Annotated in this window: 16 protein-coding genes; 5 read left to right on the top strand and 11 right to left on the bottom strand. The window is 44.2% G+C overall.

Annotated elements, in window-relative coordinates; all coding sequences use genetic code 11:
• Positions 1-26: 26 nt before the first annotated feature.
• A complete protein-coding gene (locus tag AACT19_RS06845; protein ID WP_017057425.1) occupies positions 27-440 on the top strand; it encodes a RidA family protein in 414 nt (137 codons plus the stop codon).
• A 53-nt stretch (positions 441-493) separates the two neighbouring features.
• On the opposite strand, the gene btuD is transcribed toward AACT19_RS06845, so the two are convergent.
• From btuD to AACT19_RS06800, 9 genes are all read right to left on the bottom strand, one after another.
• Positions 494-1252 carry a vitamin B12 ABC transporter ATP-binding protein BtuD gene (gene btuD, locus AACT19_RS06840; RefSeq protein ID WP_076645840.1) on the bottom strand — a complete coding sequence of 253 codons (759 nt, stop codon included), beginning with the start codon at positions 1250-1252 and terminating at the stop codon, positions 494-496.
• Positions 1239-2234, bottom strand: coding sequence for a vitamin B12 ABC transporter permease BtuC (gene btuC, locus AACT19_RS06835; protein WP_004734896.1), 996 nt, complete (start codon positions 2232-2234; stop codon positions 1239-1241). The genes btuD and btuC overlap by 14 nt, the downstream gene beginning before the upstream one ends.
• Positions 2235-2367: 133 nt before the next feature.
• Positions 2368-3396 (bottom strand): succinylglutamate desuccinylase, encoded by a 1029-nt coding sequence (locus tag AACT19_RS06830; RefSeq protein ID WP_076645838.1) that lies wholly within the window; start codon positions 3394-3396, stop codon positions 2368-2370.
• Positions 3397-3674: 278 nt separating this feature from the next.
• Positions 3675-5471: a M3 family oligoendopeptidase gene (locus tag AACT19_RS06825; RefSeq protein ID WP_076645836.1), complete on the bottom strand. Its 1797-nt coding sequence runs from the start codon at positions 5469-5471 to the stop codon at positions 3675-3677.
• Positions 5472-5635: 164 nt separating this feature from the next.
• Positions 5636-6253, bottom strand: coding sequence for an alpha-ribazole phosphatase family protein (cobC, locus tag AACT19_RS06820; RefSeq protein ID WP_076645834.1), 618 nt, complete (start codon positions 6251-6253; stop codon positions 5636-5638).
• A gap of 9 nt (positions 6254-6262) precedes the next feature.
• Entirely contained in the window at positions 6263-6874 is a 612-nt protein-coding gene (cobU, locus tag AACT19_RS06815) for a bifunctional adenosylcobinamide kinase/adenosylcobinamide-phosphate guanylyltransferase (RefSeq protein WP_076645832.1), read from the bottom strand.
• 9 nt (positions 6875-6883) lie between these two features.
• Entirely contained in the window at positions 6884-7690 is an 807-nt protein-coding gene (locus AACT19_RS06810; RefSeq protein ID WP_076645830.1) for an adenosylcobinamide-GDP ribazoletransferase, read from the bottom strand.
• Positions 7690-8772, bottom strand: coding sequence for a nicotinate-nucleotide--dimethylbenzimidazole phosphoribosyltransferase (cobT, locus tag AACT19_RS06805; protein WP_076645828.1), 1083 nt, complete (start codon positions 8770-8772; stop codon positions 7690-7692). The genes AACT19_RS06810 and cobT overlap by 1 nt, the downstream gene beginning before the upstream one ends.
• Positions 8773-8830: 58 nt before the next feature.
• Positions 8831-9442 carry a flavin reductase family protein gene (locus AACT19_RS06800; RefSeq protein ID WP_076645826.1) on the bottom strand — a complete coding sequence of 204 codons (612 nt, stop codon included), beginning with the start codon at positions 9440-9442 and terminating at the stop codon, positions 8831-8833.
• Between the two features lie 718 nt (positions 9443-10160).
• Here AACT19_RS06800 and AACT19_RS06795 point away from each other — a divergent pair.
• From AACT19_RS06795 to AACT19_RS06785, 3 genes are all read left to right on the top strand, one after another.
• Positions 10161-10646 carry a pilus assembly FimT family protein gene (locus AACT19_RS06795; protein WP_076645824.1) on the top strand — a complete coding sequence of 162 codons (486 nt, stop codon included), beginning with the start codon at positions 10161-10163 and terminating at the stop codon, positions 10644-10646.
• A gap of 218 nt (positions 10647-10864) precedes the next feature.
• Positions 10865-11560, top strand: a complete 696-nt coding sequence (locus tag AACT19_RS06790) for an NAD-dependent epimerase/dehydratase family protein (protein ID WP_076645822.1) — start codon at positions 10865-10867, stop codon at positions 11558-11560.
• A 184-nt stretch (positions 11561-11744) separates the two neighbouring features.
• Positions 11745-13118 carry an L-cystine transporter gene (locus AACT19_RS06785; RefSeq protein ID WP_017077997.1) on the top strand — a complete coding sequence of 458 codons (1374 nt, stop codon included), beginning with the start codon at positions 11745-11747 and terminating at the stop codon, positions 13116-13118.
• 113 nt (positions 13119-13231) lie between these two features.
• Here AACT19_RS06785 and AACT19_RS06780 read toward each other — a convergent pair whose 3' ends face one another.
• Entirely contained in the window at positions 13232-13624 is a 393-nt protein-coding gene (locus AACT19_RS06780) for a GlcG/HbpS family heme-binding protein (protein ID WP_076645819.1), read from the bottom strand.
• Between the two features lie 9 nt (positions 13625-13633).
• Positions 13634-14644: an aldo/keto reductase gene (locus AACT19_RS06775; RefSeq protein WP_076645817.1), complete on the bottom strand. Its 1011-nt coding sequence runs from the start codon at positions 14642-14644 to the stop codon at positions 13634-13636.
• Between the two features lie 132 nt (positions 14645-14776).
• Between AACT19_RS06775 and AACT19_RS06770 the strand changes: the two genes are divergently transcribed.
• Positions 14777-15661: a LysR family transcriptional regulator gene (locus tag AACT19_RS06770; RefSeq protein ID WP_076645815.1), complete on the top strand. Its 885-nt coding sequence runs from the start codon at positions 14777-14779 to the stop codon at positions 15659-15661.
• The last annotated feature ends 498 nt before the right edge of the window (positions 15662-16159 follow it).

The raw sequence follows: 16159 nt of genomic DNA, 5'->3' as shown, positions 1-16159 counted from the left end.
ACACTATCAAGTAGAGAGGATATAAAATGGCCATTAAACAAGCTTTTCGTAATAAGAACCTACCCGATATGAGCAATGCGTTTAGTTGGGGACTGAAACTAAGTGAATTCAGCGAAGTATTCTTTGTGACAGGACATGCTGACTGTAACCCGGACTTTATCACTCAACACCCTAATGATCCTGTTGCTCAAACACGATTGATTTTAGACCAAATGAAGGCATTCTTAGAAGAAGCTGGCTTTAGTGTTAACGACATTGTCAGGACGGATTGGACATTTACCAACGAAGTAAACTCTGCACAATTCGAAGGTATTGCTCATGTCTGGGAAGAGTTTTTAGGGGATGTTGAAGTAAAACCAGCGACAGGCACGTTGCGCTATGTTCAGCGTTTAGGGATGCCAGATATGATGGTTGAATATGAGATGATGTTAGCCCGATAACTGCCGAGCTTTCCAACCCTAAGATTCAACCGTCTTACCCAAACGATACAGGCTTAACCAAACAACAGGTAAGTTTGATTATCGACTGAGATACTTTTGACTTCAGTGTTGAACACGGACTCTAGCTGTTCAGGCGTAAGAACTTGTTCTGCACGACCTGATGCTTGAAGTACACCTTTGTCGAGCAACAACACTTGGTCTGCATGTCTTAAGGTCCGGTTTAGGTCGTGGTTAGCCATGATCACGGCGATGCCCTTCTCTGCCACTCGTTCAATGAGTTTGTAGAGTAAGGCTTCTTGCGCAATATCCAGTGGAGCTGCGGGTTCATCGAGGATCAGCAGCTTTGCGTAAGGATTAAGCGTCGGCCAAATTTGCAGGCACATTCCGGCCAAACGAACGCGTTGCCATTCACCACCAGACAGTGTCTGAATTGAACGATGAAGTTTGTCTGTGATGTCTAGCATCTGACTAATTTCTTCCAAAGCTGCGTTGATTTCAGCATCAAGGCCGTGTGAGGAGCTTGGCAGTGACAACGCAAGGTATTGAAACACTTCCAAGTTGAAGGCAGGTCTTGCACTTTGACAAAGATAAGCACGATGCAATGATAAATCTTGTAGAGACAGTTCAGACAAATCCTGCCCGTCGAGCTTTATATCCCCTTTGTAGCCATCACCAACGCCAGATATCGCTTCGAGTAAGGTACTTTTACCACTGCCATTAGGACCGATGACATGAGTCACCTGCCCTTGCTTGAGCTCAAATGATAATGGTAGTAAACGAGCGCCGACGCTCAGGCTCTTAATTTGAATCATGATTTTTAATTAACATCCAAATGAAGATAGGCGCACCGATACTGGTGGTCATCACACCCAAGGGTAGTTCTGCTGAATCCAATAAAGTTCTTGCACAGATATCAGCAAATACCAGCAATGCTGCACCAGCCACGGCAGACAAAGGAAGAAGGTATCGGTTGTCAGTACCAATCGCTAAACGCAGTAAGTGTGGCACCACCAAACCCACAAAGCTGATCACGCCACCTAACGCTACTGCGCAACCTACTAAAATAGACACAGCAAAGATTAGACGCCAACGTAATCTCGGAACGTTCACGCCTAACTGTGCAGCATGAGTCTCGCCAATCATTAACTTATCTAGCTTACTACCTTGCAGGCACAACCAAATAATCACGGGGATCATCACTAAAGTGAGCGAGTGTTGATACCAAGTTACACCACCCAAGCTGCCCATTAGCCAATACATCAATAAGCGTAGACTGAGGTCATCACTAAAATAGAACGCCCATGTCACCATCGCACCAGAAAGAATGCCCAACGCGACACCGACTAGCAGTAATTTAGCCGTGGTAAGCCGCATGGTTTTTACCATGCTCACTAGAATCACGGTAAAACAAAGTGAACCTAAAACGGCGGCAATCATGAACAGTTCTGGTGTAGGAGCAAACGGCAAGAAGAACAGTACGATAACCATCGCCAAGCTTGCGCCACCAGAAATGCCGAGCACACCTGGCTCTGCTAATACATTACCCAATAAGACTTGTAGGCTTGCGCCAGATACAGCTAACCCTGCCCCGATGGCAATAGCCGCCAATAATCGAGGTAAGCGTAAATCAATCAGTAGTTTTTGTTCTAACGTGGACAAGGTGCCCAGAGGGGAAATGAAAAGATCGCCAACCATTAGGTAAATCGCACTCAGCGCGACAAGCAGTGCTGCCATCAGATAAATGGCTCGGGTCCATTTGCGCTGTTTTTGGTGAAGAAGTTGTTGGAAATCCATATCAAGCTACTTTGAAATTGTTCGCGTAACCTTACCTGTATCCCTAAATAAACTCAAGGCTCACACCGTAATGTGAACCTTGATATTTCAACCAGTTGAGCGGTTGTTTTCGTCTCTTTAACTCGACTCGGTATTAATCGTACACAAGCTGACCGTGGTCGAATCGCGTTTCAACTTCACACACCATTAAGGCCGCTCGTTGACCGATAGCCACGTTACGATTTGGGAATACCACTGCTTCGTTTTCATTCTTCGCCATCAATGGCTTATCACCATCATGACCAAACACTTCTCCGTGCTTGAATGCCGTAAAGTTTTCTACGTCATCAGAGAACATGAAATCAAAGTCATCGTGCAAACGAACAATGGTTCGGCTTACGCGATAAGTAATGGTTTTCTTTGGTAAATGCTCTGGTTCTATTTCAGCAATCAGATTGCGCATTGCCAAATCGAAAGCCGTTAACTTATCAAGTTGGTTCTCACCAATTCTTGCTACCTGCCCTAGCTCCATTGTCAGTGCTTGGGCTTCGAAGTTTTCAGCGCTGTACCAACTGAAAGTGCTCGTTGGCGCATTCGACAACAACACAGCTTCAACGTGAGCACTGTTAATGAAATCGAACAAAGCTTTACTGCGAACTTCGTGGCGAACCTTAGGGCTTACGGCGAAAGAGTAATACTTAGACAAACGGATCGCACAGTGCAGATCTAAGTGCCAACGAGTGGCAGGTACCGTTTCCTTGTAAAACTCAGTAACCAAGTACTTAAGGTTCTTCGCGATATCCACTTCTCGATTACTCTCGTGCTGTTTTTCATCAAACAGACGGTTCATATTCACATCAAGAAAACGAGTATGCGCATTGGTTGCTTCTGGGTGAGCAATGATGAACATACATCTTGCTGTCACTACTTGGAAGCCTGTTTCAATATCCTCAATGAGCTTATCAATCAGCTCCATTGGTGAAGTTTCGTCGCCATGAACACCTGTTGAAAAGATGATGTTCTTGGTTTCAGAATTATACTCCGCGGGAATCACTTCCAATACACCGCGTTGATGAAGCTTAATTTGAACACCGTTACTCAGTACGGTCTGTCCTGCAACCACTTCTTGCTCAAGATCTAGGCTGTCAAAAAGAAATGATTGGCGAAAGAGGGTCTTCGTCATGCGTTACTCCTTAATTGCACGGCCGTATGTTAATAAATTGTACATAGAAATTGTGTTGCTAGGATCGCACTTATCAATAGAAACTCCGTTATCACTCACAAATACTACCCATATATTTTTATATTACCTGCTGACTTTACTAACCGACATCTGTTCCAAATAACTTTCTCTATTTAAAGCAACTTTTGGCTGTCTCAGCTTTTCTCAAGTCATGTCAGCAAGATAAGAGCCACGTAAGCTAACACAGCTCTTACCTGCCATGAACAGATTGAGATCAATTAATCTTCCTGATCGAGCAATCTTTCAAATTCATCGATTTGAACTTTGACCATGTCGATGCTTTGTTGCCAAAAATCCGCTTGGGTCAGGTCCATTCCTAAGTGCTTTTGAACGACTTCTTCCGCCATCATGCTGCCCGTATCACGAAGCAACGAAACGTAATCGCCGTAGAATTGCTCGCCTTTCGCATCGCGCTGAGCGTAAACACCTTTACTGAACAGGTAACCGAACAAGTATGGATAGTTGTAGAAGCTTACTTGAGAGATGCTGAAGTGCAGCTTGCTCGCCCAGAAGTAAGGGTCGGCTTCTGTCATTGCATCGCCGTACCACTCTTTCCAAGTAGTTTCCATCAAGTCACACAGCTGCTGAGCCGTGAGCTCGCCTTTTTCACGCTGCTCGTAGAAGGCTTTCTCAAACTCAAAACGCACAGGAATGTTCACCATTAATGCCAAAGAAGAAGAAAGCTCTTCCCACAGCATTTCAAGTTTCTCATTACGTGTTTGTGCTTGCTTCAATAGGTGGTCACGAACGATATTTTCAGCAAAGATCGAAGCGGTTTCTGCTAGCGTCATTGGGTAGCGTGTTTGACACAACGGCATGTCTTTCATCACCCAGTTGTGGAACGCGTGGCCTAGCTCGTGCGCCAATGTCATTAAGTCTGAGCGGCTACCACTCCATGTCATGAACACAAGCGGGGTGCGTGTCGCAGCAAATTTAGTGCAGTACGCACCTAGACGTTTATTGGCTGCTGGAGCGGCATCAATCCAACCGTTCTCAACCATTAATGCGACGAAATCAGCCATCTCTGGATTTACTTCAGCGAAGGCGGTTTTAATCACTTCGATCGCTTCATCAAATGGATAAACCTTAGATTCGCTGTCACCCAGCGGTGGCATTGCTGCTAAATGATTCCAAGGCTTCATTTCATCGAGCCCGTGAACTCTTGCCATTAACAGACCTGCTTTCTGGCCTACTGCTCGATTAGCTTTGGCTACCGACATCATGGTGTCTAGCGTTTCTGGCACAATGCGGCTGCCGTGTAGGCTTGGATCTAGGAAATGTACATCGCTAATCTTCGAGCGCTTTTTGTTTTCCGTCAGTCGCCAACCCGCCAATGCATTTAGGATCGAAGCAAAAGACTCTTGATGCGTTTTCATCGCACCTTGAACGGCGCGCCATGCAGGTTCTTGTTTGTCGAATTCGCTGCCGTACAACAGGCTCGCGGCTTGTGAAAAACCTAGAGCTTCGTCTTCACCGTCCAGCTTTAGCGACAGTTTTAAAGAACCGGTTAGGTTGTCGTATAAACGCCCCCACCCATCACGGCCATCAACCTTCATCGCTGCCAATAACTGCTCTTCAGCAACACTGAGTCGACTGCTTGATAACTTACGTGAGCTTTCGATAGCAAAGCGTTGCCCTGCAACATCCGCACTCTCATGCTCTAATACTGCATCAATAAATTCTGGTTCTGCGTGAATTAGCGTGTCTTCGTAAGGGCTAAACGCTTGAGACATTTCAGAGTTCAGCTTCGCAACTCGACCAAGCAGTGCTTTGGCTTCTGTGTGCGTCGCGTCTACCGATGCGTGGCAATTAGCGAAGGTGTTGATCGTGCTCAGTAACGTGCCTGCCGCTTCAGAAGTTTGAATGGCGTTTTGCATCGCTAGGATAATATGACGCTTTTCAACGTGTAGGTACAACAGCTCAATACATTGTTGAATGAGTTCAATGTCCTGTTCGATTTTTGCATCATTAAGATCGCGATAAGCAATGCTTAGATCCCAACTCGGTGTTGTCATGACTAAATTCCTTTCACGTAGGTAGTAATACCAATCTGGTATAGCGGCTGTAAACGCCGCTTTATACTTCTATTTATATTTCTGTTTCTATTTCTATTTCTATTTCTATTTCTATTTACAGTTCTAATAGATTGTTAATTCTTAAAACCGTGTATTTTTAACACTCAGAGAACAGGTAGCCCTATCGATTTAACACTGATAAAACTCTGCGCAAACTGAGTGATTTGAATATGAGTTATCGATGCGTTTTCTATCGATAGCTTCGAGTACAAACTCGGGTTTTTCCAATCAATATCAAGGCAATGCGCTAACAATATGCGAATCACACCACCATGAGTAACCAACAATATATTGTCACTTGGATCATTCAAAAGTTGCGACCAAGCTTGAGTTACTCTGTCGTGGAAGCTCTGTAAACCTTCTGCACCAGTTAATTGATGATTAGCAGGGTCTTTCCAAAAGGTTTCTAACATTCCCCACTTGTCTTCAAGTTCATCAAATGGGACACCATCAACTTCACCGAAGTTCATTTCCTGAAAGTCTGGTGCAACAGATAAAGGCACTGACATACGCTCTGCAAACAAGCTCGCGAGATCACCACATCGTCTGAGTGGCGAGGAAACCACGCTATCAAAGGTAATGTCTTGTTTAGCGAGAGCTCCACAGATCTGATATTGAAGATCAGGGTTGACCAACACGTCTGACAATCCGTTAAGTGCTGCTTCGCCTTCGACCTTGCCATGTCTTAATAAATAGATGTTTTTAGTTGTTCCATTAACCATGTGTGCGACCTAGCCTTGAGTATCAAGCAAGTGATTAGATGGTTTTAAGTGCAGCGGCAATCCGGCAGCAACCAGCGTGACGCGTTCAACGACGCGAGCTAGCGCTTGGTTCATTCGTCCTGCATTGTCCACAAACAAGCGCGACACTTTCCCCAGCGGAACCACGCCCAAACCGACTTCGTTAGACACCATGATAATATGTGCAGGGCTTTGCTCAACGCTTTGCGCCAAGGTTTCAACGACAGCTTCCACTTGTTCATTAGTCGCATCATCACCCAATTCAAAGATGATGTTATTCAACCACAAGGTTAGGCAGTCAATCAGCACCACATCTTCTTTCTCAAAAGACTGCAGTTTTTCAGCCAATTCGACGGGTACTTCATGCTCAAACCACTGCTCGCCACGACGTTGTTGATGGTGCGCGATTCGTTCTCGCATTTCATCATCAAGATATGTCGCTGTCGCAATATAATTGAGGCGTCCATTTGAACATGCTTCAAGCGCACATAATGCTTGTTGCTCTGCAAAACTCGACTTGCCAGAACGAGCCCCGCCCAATACCAGATGGCTGTTTCGCTGTCTTGCTTGATTAGTTTGATTAGTTTGATTGGTGTTCGTCATAGGGAACCGTTATAGAAAGCCATTGTAAAATGCAGTGATAAATACAAGGTAAGTCAGCAACTCCATTAACTGTTGAGCTGCCCCCAAGCAGTCGCCAGTAAAGCCACCAATTCGAGCCGTTAACCACCTTTTGAAACCTGTTCTGAACAGATAGGCGACGACAGATAAAACCAAAGCGAATTCAAGACCAAACCACAGGCTAGGCAGCACGCCTACAGTCAGCAAAAAGACAAGCTCGCCTTTGGTTTGCTTGCTGGCCAATGGCTTACTTTTACTGGTATCTAAATCGCTAACATAAGGCATGTCGTAAATCAGCGATGCAGCAATCGCGCGGCTAAAGGTATAACTGGTCACGATAACCATAAACAGAGCTGTCATGTTGACCAGCTCGTTCAACAGTACCCACTTGCCAAGCAGAGCCATAACCAGTGCAGACGCGCCATAAGTGCCAATTCGGCTGTCTTTCATGATGGTCAAACGACGTTCTAGAGTCATGCCGCCACCAATGCCATCCGCCATATCAGTCAAACCATCTTCATGGAATGCACCTGTGAGCATCAGGCTAAAACTCATCATCAAGAAAATCGCCACTGCACTCGGCAGTACCGTATCAAGTAGCAAAAACACACCGCCACATAGAACACCAAGTAACAAACCAACCGTTGAAAAGTAGCGACCCGAACGGTTCATTCGCTCTGATGAATAGGGCGTATTCTTCGGCATTGGCAAGCGAGAAAAGAAGCCCATCGCCAGCGCAAACAGCTCCCACTGATAAGTAACTCGATCTTTCAACGATCTTTCTGGTGCATCACTCATTAAACCGTGACTCCAGCACTTTCGAAGCTCGCCATGTTGTTATAGAACTCGGCTGCCGCACGAATAATGGGCATAGCTAGCGCAGCACCCGTGCCCTCGCCTAATCTCAATCCAAGATCGAGCAGTGGCTCAGCGTCTAGCAGTTCTAACAGAATTTTGTGCCCTGATTCTTCAGACCGATGAGCGAAGATCATATAATCACGGCAGTTCGGTTCAATTAAGGTCGCGACATACGCTGCAACCGATACGATAAAACCATCGACTAATATTGGTGTTCTGTTCTGGTAAGCGCCAAGGAAACTACCCACCATTTGAACGATTTCATAGCCGCCGACTTGTGCTAGTACCTCTTTAATATCTTTAAGCCCTTTAATATCTGTAAGATTTGTAAGCTCTTTAACGTCTTTAAGCTCTAAACCTTTGCAACGCGCGACACCTTGCTCAACCACAGCCACTTTACGTGCAAGCTGTTCATTGTTGATGCCAGTGCCTAGGCCGACACACTCCGCTGCAGCACGATTCGATAATGCACTTAAGATCGCTGATGCGCTGCTGGTATTACCGATGCCCATTTCACCAAACATGATGATATTGGTGCCATTCGAAATGGTTCTAGATACAAGCTCGGTACCCAATTCAATTCCACGTTCAACCGTTTCTAAACTCATTGCCGCTTCATTGGCAAAGTTATTGGTTCGCGTACCCAAGCGCTGAGAGATCAACATGTCACTGTCAGATTCCACAGGCAACAATATCCCCGTGTCGACTACCGTGATATCGATATTATTCACCGTACAGAAGCAATTGATCGCCGCGCCACCGCTTAAGAAGTTCAACACCATCTGCTGTGTTACGGCACTTGGAGCAATACTCACACCTTCATCTGCTATGCCATGGTCGCCAGCAAAAATGATGATACTTGGCTTATTTAATTCGATGTGTTCAACCGCAGCTTCTTTGCCTTGGCTCTGAATCAATGCCAATTGATGAGCGACTTTTTCTAGTAAGCCAAGCGCACCGAGTGGCTTGGTTTTTTGGTCAATTCGGTGTTGGATGTACTGCGAGTATTGGGTATCTAACATAGTTTTTAAAAACGCTTATTCTGGGTACGTTAATTTAGGGACTGCTACTTAGGGATTGTTACTTAGGGCGTGCGACAGAAAACACATTAGAAAGCGTCGCGTATTCACCGCCACCAAGTCGAGACAGTGGGTCCAATGCCAACGCATCAACCTTAAGACGTTCACTCTCTTTATCGATCACGTCTTCGGAAATGTACACGGTTTCAACTTGAGCAAAGATAAGGCTTTGTGGCACCTCTCCAACTTCTTTTACTTCGTACAAAGTGCAGCCAAAAGCGACCGCGCACTCTTTTACTCTCGGTAAAGAAAAGCCTTCAAATTCAATCAGCTCAATATTATTCGCGGTGACTTCAGAGTCACCGTGTTCAAGGGTAGCTGCTGTCGCTGTCATTGTTTCTGCAGAACTTGAAGAAGCAATGTGAATCACTAGCTTACCCGTTTCTAGGGCATTACGAGTGGTATCTTTGATTTCGCCGGACGGCTTCTTTCCGACCGACAACATCAGTAGCGGCGGATTGCTGGAAACAGGCGTGAAATAAGAGAAAGGCGCTAGGTTGAACTCTTGGTCAGAAGATTCCGTCAATGCCCATGCAATAGGCCTAGGCACAACAGTTTGTGTCATCAGGTGATAAATCTGAGTGGGAGCAAGAGTATCAAGCTTGAGGTTCATAGCACGTCCTTGGTCTATGTGAATTACGACTCAGTTTACGTGTTAAGCAATGCTGTATCTATGCCTAATCACCAGAAACCGTAGAGAGTGTTCTTAATTTAAACAGATCACACTGGTTTTTTCTCAAATTGACAATCAAATTGACGAACCCTAAAACACCTACAATACTGATAATAGATTTATCAATAACTTACATTTTGGCATCGTTTATGCTTTATCTAAAGTACTTGTTAATCTCTCCATTGATAAGTACCCATACAGTGAATGCCTACAACACTGACGCTACACAAAGAAAGACAATCGATTGAAAGACAAAACAGAACAACGATTTAGGAGGTGTAATGATTCCAAACTCAAGTAAAAGAAAACCAAATAAATCAAGTAAGAAAACCAGCAAAAAGGTAAGGAAAATCCCACTATCCTTCACCTAGAAAGCAGCAAAGTAAGTAACAAAGCCCGTCGCCCAGCGGGCTTTGTTATCTCTACTGACATCACTTCCTATCTCTTTGTTCAAAAATCAATCGAACAGCTACCAAGTCCAACTAATTAGACATTTAGTACATAACAAAACCACTAAATAAGTAAATCAAATTGCTTTGGTACACTTATCACTCAATGTAAATTATCCCCTACATTTTATGCACTTACATAAATCTCAGATCCGTTTACATATTAAATCTTGTTGCTAATATTTCCCTGTCAGTTATTAAGGGTACTTATGGAAAACAAAGGCTTCACGTTAATTGAAATGGTGTTGACTATCATCATTTTAGGCATTCTCTCAGTGACTGCAGCACCACGATTTTTGAACCTGAACTCTGATGCCAGGATAGCCACACTCGATGGATTCATTGGTGCTTTCAACGCAACAAACGAAATCGTGATGGGTAAAGCCACTATTGAAGGTTTAGAGAAGGAAAAACTAGCAAAGCTTTCAGATCAAAATATTTGGATACGATGGGGAACGATCGCTCTCGACTCTGACAATGTTGAAAACGCTATGGAAACGGAAAACTACCATCTATTGAGCTACGGACCTCAATTTAACCCTACCCTTATTGTCTACACAGGCAGAGAAAGGAAGTTTGGAGAGTTGGGAAGCTATAACTGTTTTGTTCAATTCACACGATCTTACACATCGAATCAAAGCCAAGTCATCAACATTGGCGATCTGACAATCAATAAATTCTATGACGGGTGTTAACCTCCTCGTTTAAAAATTTCGCATGATCATTATGTGTCTGAACTCTTTAAGCCCGCAAATACGGGCTTTTTGTTTCCATAACATTATTTTTCCATAGCTAATATTGATAACTGACAATTAATTTGCATGTGCCTTCACATTAAAAGCGAACAAGTTTTCGTCATTGAATAAGAAGGTTTAAATTACAACAGTGACTTACTTGAGTGTTAGGGAGAACCATGAGCATTGCTGGAGACAAAACATCGGTTGTTGTGGCTGGTGCAACAGGGCTAATTGGTCATCATGTGATGAGGCAGCTCATTGATGAGCCCGCTGTCGACAATATCTATGCGTTATCCCGAAGATCACTCAATGCACAGTTTGACTCCAATAAACTCCACACACTCATTCATAATGACCTGCAAGTCACGAGTTGGGATGATACGAATGCGACGCCTAAACTTGGCGTTATCTGCTTAGGTACGACTAAGAAAAAGGCAGGATCAAAAGAAGCACTTCGCAAAGTCGATGTTGAATTGGTTAGCCAGGTTGCACAGTCGATGAAGTTTCTTGGGGTACAACGCGTTGCCGTCGTTTCGAGCTATGGCGCTTCGCCAGATTCTTATTCACACTACCTTCGTTGCAAAGGGCAAATGGAGCAAAACTTAAAACGTATTGGCTTCAAGCAGCTTTTCATCGCACGTCCGGGGCCGCTGGTTGGTGAACGTGATGAACCCAGAGCCGATGAAAAACTCCTGCAAAGCATCTTTCCTTTGGTCTCTCCCTTTATGTTTGGTCAGTTCAAAAACCTACGCCCTATTCAAGCGGAAGACGTCGCGAAGGCAATGTTGTTCCGATTATTCGAAAATAATTTCAAAAATACCGAAATTTACTCGTCAAGTGACATGATCAATTTATTGGCAAAATATCGCTAAAAAGCTCACCTATTCATCACAATGTTGAATATCCACCCATACCATTGAGTGGATATTACTAATCGTTCTAATAAATTACTTTTCCTTATTTTACGTTTTGTAACAGAACGTTATTTTAGCAGCAGTACTGACACCTACACATCTAGGTGCCTAATTGATTTAGAGTTATTCATAAGGAAAACAAATGTCATTTTCAGCTATCGCTGCCTTAGCGGTATTCACTGGTATCCTCTTTTTTCTCTACGGACAGCAGAAAAAAGAAAACACACTTTCTCGCCTCGTTTTACTCGGTTTAGTTTTTGGTAGTGCATTTGGCCTTGGTCTACAGCTGCTATTTGGTGAAGGCAATCCCATCATCAAAGAGACACTAGACTGGGTAAACATCGTTGGTCGTGGTTACGTTGGATTGCTTAAAATGGTAATCATGCCATTAGTCTTGGTTTCAATGATTGCGGCTGTAGTGAAGCTTGAAAAAGGCGGTTCACTGGGCAAGATTTCTGGTATCACTATTTCAGTATTACTCGCAACAACAGCGATCTCTGCAATCGTAGGTATTGCAGTGGCTCAAGCATTCGGTCTTTCGGCTGAAGGCTTAACAGAGGGCGCGCGTGAAACAGCTCGTATTGCAACACTAGAAAGCCGCATGGGAAGTGTTTCAGACCTAACCATTCCACAAATGCTGGTTAGTTTCATTCCGACTAACCCGTTTGCTGATCTAACCGGTGCTCGCTCTACGTCTATCATCGCTGTGGTTATCTTCGGCGTGCTAACAGGTATTGCTGCTCGTAAAGTAATGGCTGAGAAAGAAGAGCTAGAATCACCGATCCGTACTTTCGTTGACGCTGCGCAATCTATCGTTATGCGCTTAGTTAAGATGATCATGGCACTCACGCCATACGGCATCGCTGCGTTAATGGCGAAAGTAGTCGCAACATCGAGTGCTTCAGACATCCTAAGCCTACTCGGTTTCATCGTTGCTTCTTACGTAGCAATCATCCTGATGTTTGTTGTTCACGGTGTGTTGGTCTCTTTTGTTGGTGTAAACCCGAAAGAGTACTTCCAAAAAATCTGGCCTGTTCTAACGTTCGCTTTCACTTCGCGTAGTTCTGCTGCAACGATTCCACTAAACGTTGAAGCTCAAATCACTAAGCTAAATGTGCCACCAGCGATTGCTAACCTGTCTGCAACTTTCGGTGCGACGATTGGCCAAAACGGTTGTGCGGGTATCTACCCTGCAATGCTAGCAGTCATGGTTGCACCTACGGTTGGCATCGACCCAATGGACATCAACTTCATTCTGTCTCTAATTGCTATCATTACAGTGAGCTCATTCGGTATTGCCGGCGTAGGTGGCGGTGCAACGTTCGCGGCACTTATCGTGCTACCTGCTATGGGGCTTCCAGTAACGATTGCAGCACTGCTTATCTCTATCGAACCCCTTATCGATATGGCACGTACAGCGCTTAACGTATCTGGTGCAATGACAGCCGGTACGATCACAAGCCGCCTATTGGGTAAGAAAGACAAGCAACAAGATCTGGAACAAGCGAACGCTTAATGAGTTCGATTGATTCAATAACTTGAGTCTCGTTAAACAAAAAGCCGATGCACATGCATCGGTTTTTTATTATCTGTTACTTCTAACTTCCATTGCTTCACAAGCAACAGCACTTAGAGCACAAGTTGAATCACTTTCTCAGCAAGTGCTTCATCGTCATCTTCACTTAATCCGCTGATACCAATAGCGCCAATCACCAGCCCCTTTATCTCAATGGGAACACCGCCTTTAAAGCCAGTGATCTTTGAGTCGGTCCAGTAACTTAAGTCTTTACCGGTTTCTCTCGCCCAAGCGCCTAAGTTACCGCTTGGCTGTCTGTCTCTTGCAGACGTATAAGCTTTGTTCTGTGCTAACAACCCGGCTTGTACGCTCACATTATCCATGCGAATAAACGCCAATAACTCTCCGTGCGTATCACATACGCTCACCGCAATTGCTTGTTGATTATGCTCGGCAATATCTAGAGCGTTAGACACCAATTGTTGTGCGATCTTTTGATTCAACATGTTTATTCCTTATGGCAGCGCTTGACCACGTGAGTACACGTATAAGTTGTACCACTCTTCACGCGACAGGTTTATCTGAGTCGCCACCGCTGAAGCTTTGATTCGGTCTAGATTTGTGGTGCCAATAACAGGTTGGATACGAGCAGGGTGACGAAGCAAAAATGCCAACACAATCGCTTCACTTTCTACGCCATATTGATTTGCTAACTGAGCCACGTAGTGCGCCGTCTTTTTCACGTGTTCATGTTCTGAATACAAACCTTGCTCAGCAAATCGGCCTTGTGCCAAACAGCCCCAAGCTTGCAGTTGGATGTTATTCATTTGGCAATGTTCTAGTGTGCCAGCTGCGAAATCTGATTGATGGTGCCCTTGCGAGTTAATCATCACCCCATCGTTCAACCAATCCAGTTTGGCTAAGCTCATCTCAACTTGATTCGCGACAATGGGCTGCCCAAGTGCAGATTGCAGGTACTGAATTTGATGGCTGTTCATGTTCGACACACCAAAGAAGTCGACCTTACCCTGCGCTTTTAAGTGCTCTAACACTCTTGCCAGGTCATCGAGTTCCATCAAAGGATCAGGACGATGTAATAACAGCACATCGAGCTTTTCAGTATTCAATCGGTTGAGAATACCGTCTACCGATTGGCTTACCCAATCTACCGAGAAATCATAACGACCAACATTGCCCTCGCCTTCAAAACGAATCCCACACTTAGATTGAATGAACATCTGTTCACGCAGCTCAGGCGCTTGTTGTAATGCTTGACCAAAGGCTTGCTCAGCTTTGCTGAAGGTATAGATATCCGCATGATCGAATAAGTTAATGCCCGATTCTAATGTCGTGTCGATTACACTTCGTGTTTGAGCAACATCCGCACTTGTCACTGGATTATCATTCCAGCCACCACCTAGCCCCATGCAACCATAGGCAACTTGCCCAACATTCGGCAGATGGTTTGATAATGGGATACTCTTTTTGTCATTCGATTTGCTTGTAGATTCAATGCTGTTCGTCATATTGATTCTCGCTTAGAAGATTTGCTGACCAGAAATATGCCTCTATCATATTGTTCTTTTTAAAAAACAGAATATGCTAGTTACGAAATGATTGTTTGATATGACGAACAATAGATTGGTAGGAACGCGCGAATGAACGAACACAAAAGAATAGAACGACTGATCCTGTTTGTAGAACTTGCTCAGCAACTCAACTTTACCAAGGCAGCCGAAAAGCTCGGTATCTCTAAGAGCTACCTTTCTGAGCAGATCAAACGTTTAGAGAATGATTTACAGTGCCCGCTTTTGGTCAGAACCACGCGCAGTGTTCGTTTAACTCAAGAAGGCGAACGCGCGTTACAACAAGGCTTAACGATTCGTTCACAAGTCTTACAGCTTGAACGCAGCGTTTCAGAGCAACACGACATCGTAAAAGGTCTATTGCGCCTCACCGCGCCAAAGATGTTTACTGAGGTATATCTATTCGATATCTGCCAACAGTTTAGGCAGCAATATCCAGAAATCCGCTTTGAGATAAACAGCAGCTACACCAACTTTAATCTCAACCAAGATGATATCGACATCGCGTTTCGCGCCACCAATACGCCACCTGACAACATGGTGGCGAAACACTTGATTAGCTATCAGCATGATTTAGTCGCAACTCCCAGTTATCTTGATCAATTTGGTCGCCCAACCAATGTGAGTGATTTAAGAGATCATCAATGCTTAGCAACGCTGCACCAAACCGAGTGGCCTTTAAAATCGGCAAATATTGATGTGTCCGGCTGGCTTTCAAGCAATGACAACCACTTACTTAAGCAACAAGCTATGGCAGGCGGTGGCATCATCCGTATCGCAAGTTATTACGTCGCGAAAGAGGTCGAGCTTGGAGAATTAGAGCGAGTACTGCCTGATGAATGTCTACAACAAGGCAACAGTATTTACCTTTTCTATCCGCAAGTTATTTATCCGGCAAAGAAACACCAAGTGTTCGTTAAATTTGTTCAGCATTACTTTGAGAGCTTGATAACTTGAAAGCTTGAGAGCTTGAGAGCTTGATAACTTAAGAGCTCGATCATTTAAGAGCTTGAATATTTGGTAGTTTAAGAATATGAAAGCTGAGTTAACGAGTTGAAGAAACGGAAACCGATGAACAGATAAATCAAATAACACGAAATAAGGTTTAAATAACCCTCTTGATTTATATACCTATATTTAGAATGGTATTATCGAACAATAATAAAGCGAATTTTTCGAATGCTCTCATCGATGATTGTTCTTGATAGAAAGAAATCGTGCATTTGTTCAATAATACAATGAGTTATCTATGAATGATTAACATAACTGATATATGATGCACCGCTTCAGTATGTCACATCATCTTGGCACCAGTTCGGCTTTGTTGCGTAATTCAGTGGAACTAAATCCAGAACCTACGATCTGATCAGCTACATTCACTCCCTCTCGTAGCCCTATGCCTAAACCTCGTTATAAAACAACCAACTGGAAGCAATACAATCAATCACTCATTAA

It is taken from the genome of Vibrio sp. 10N.222.47.A9, assembly GCF_963872585.1.
In the GTDB taxonomy this organism is placed as follows: domain Bacteria; phylum Pseudomonadota; class Gammaproteobacteria; order Enterobacterales; family Vibrionaceae; genus Vibrio; species Vibrio splendidus.
Note: the sequence above shows the minus strand (reverse complement) of the source record. Positions and strands in the feature narration are given on the sequence as shown.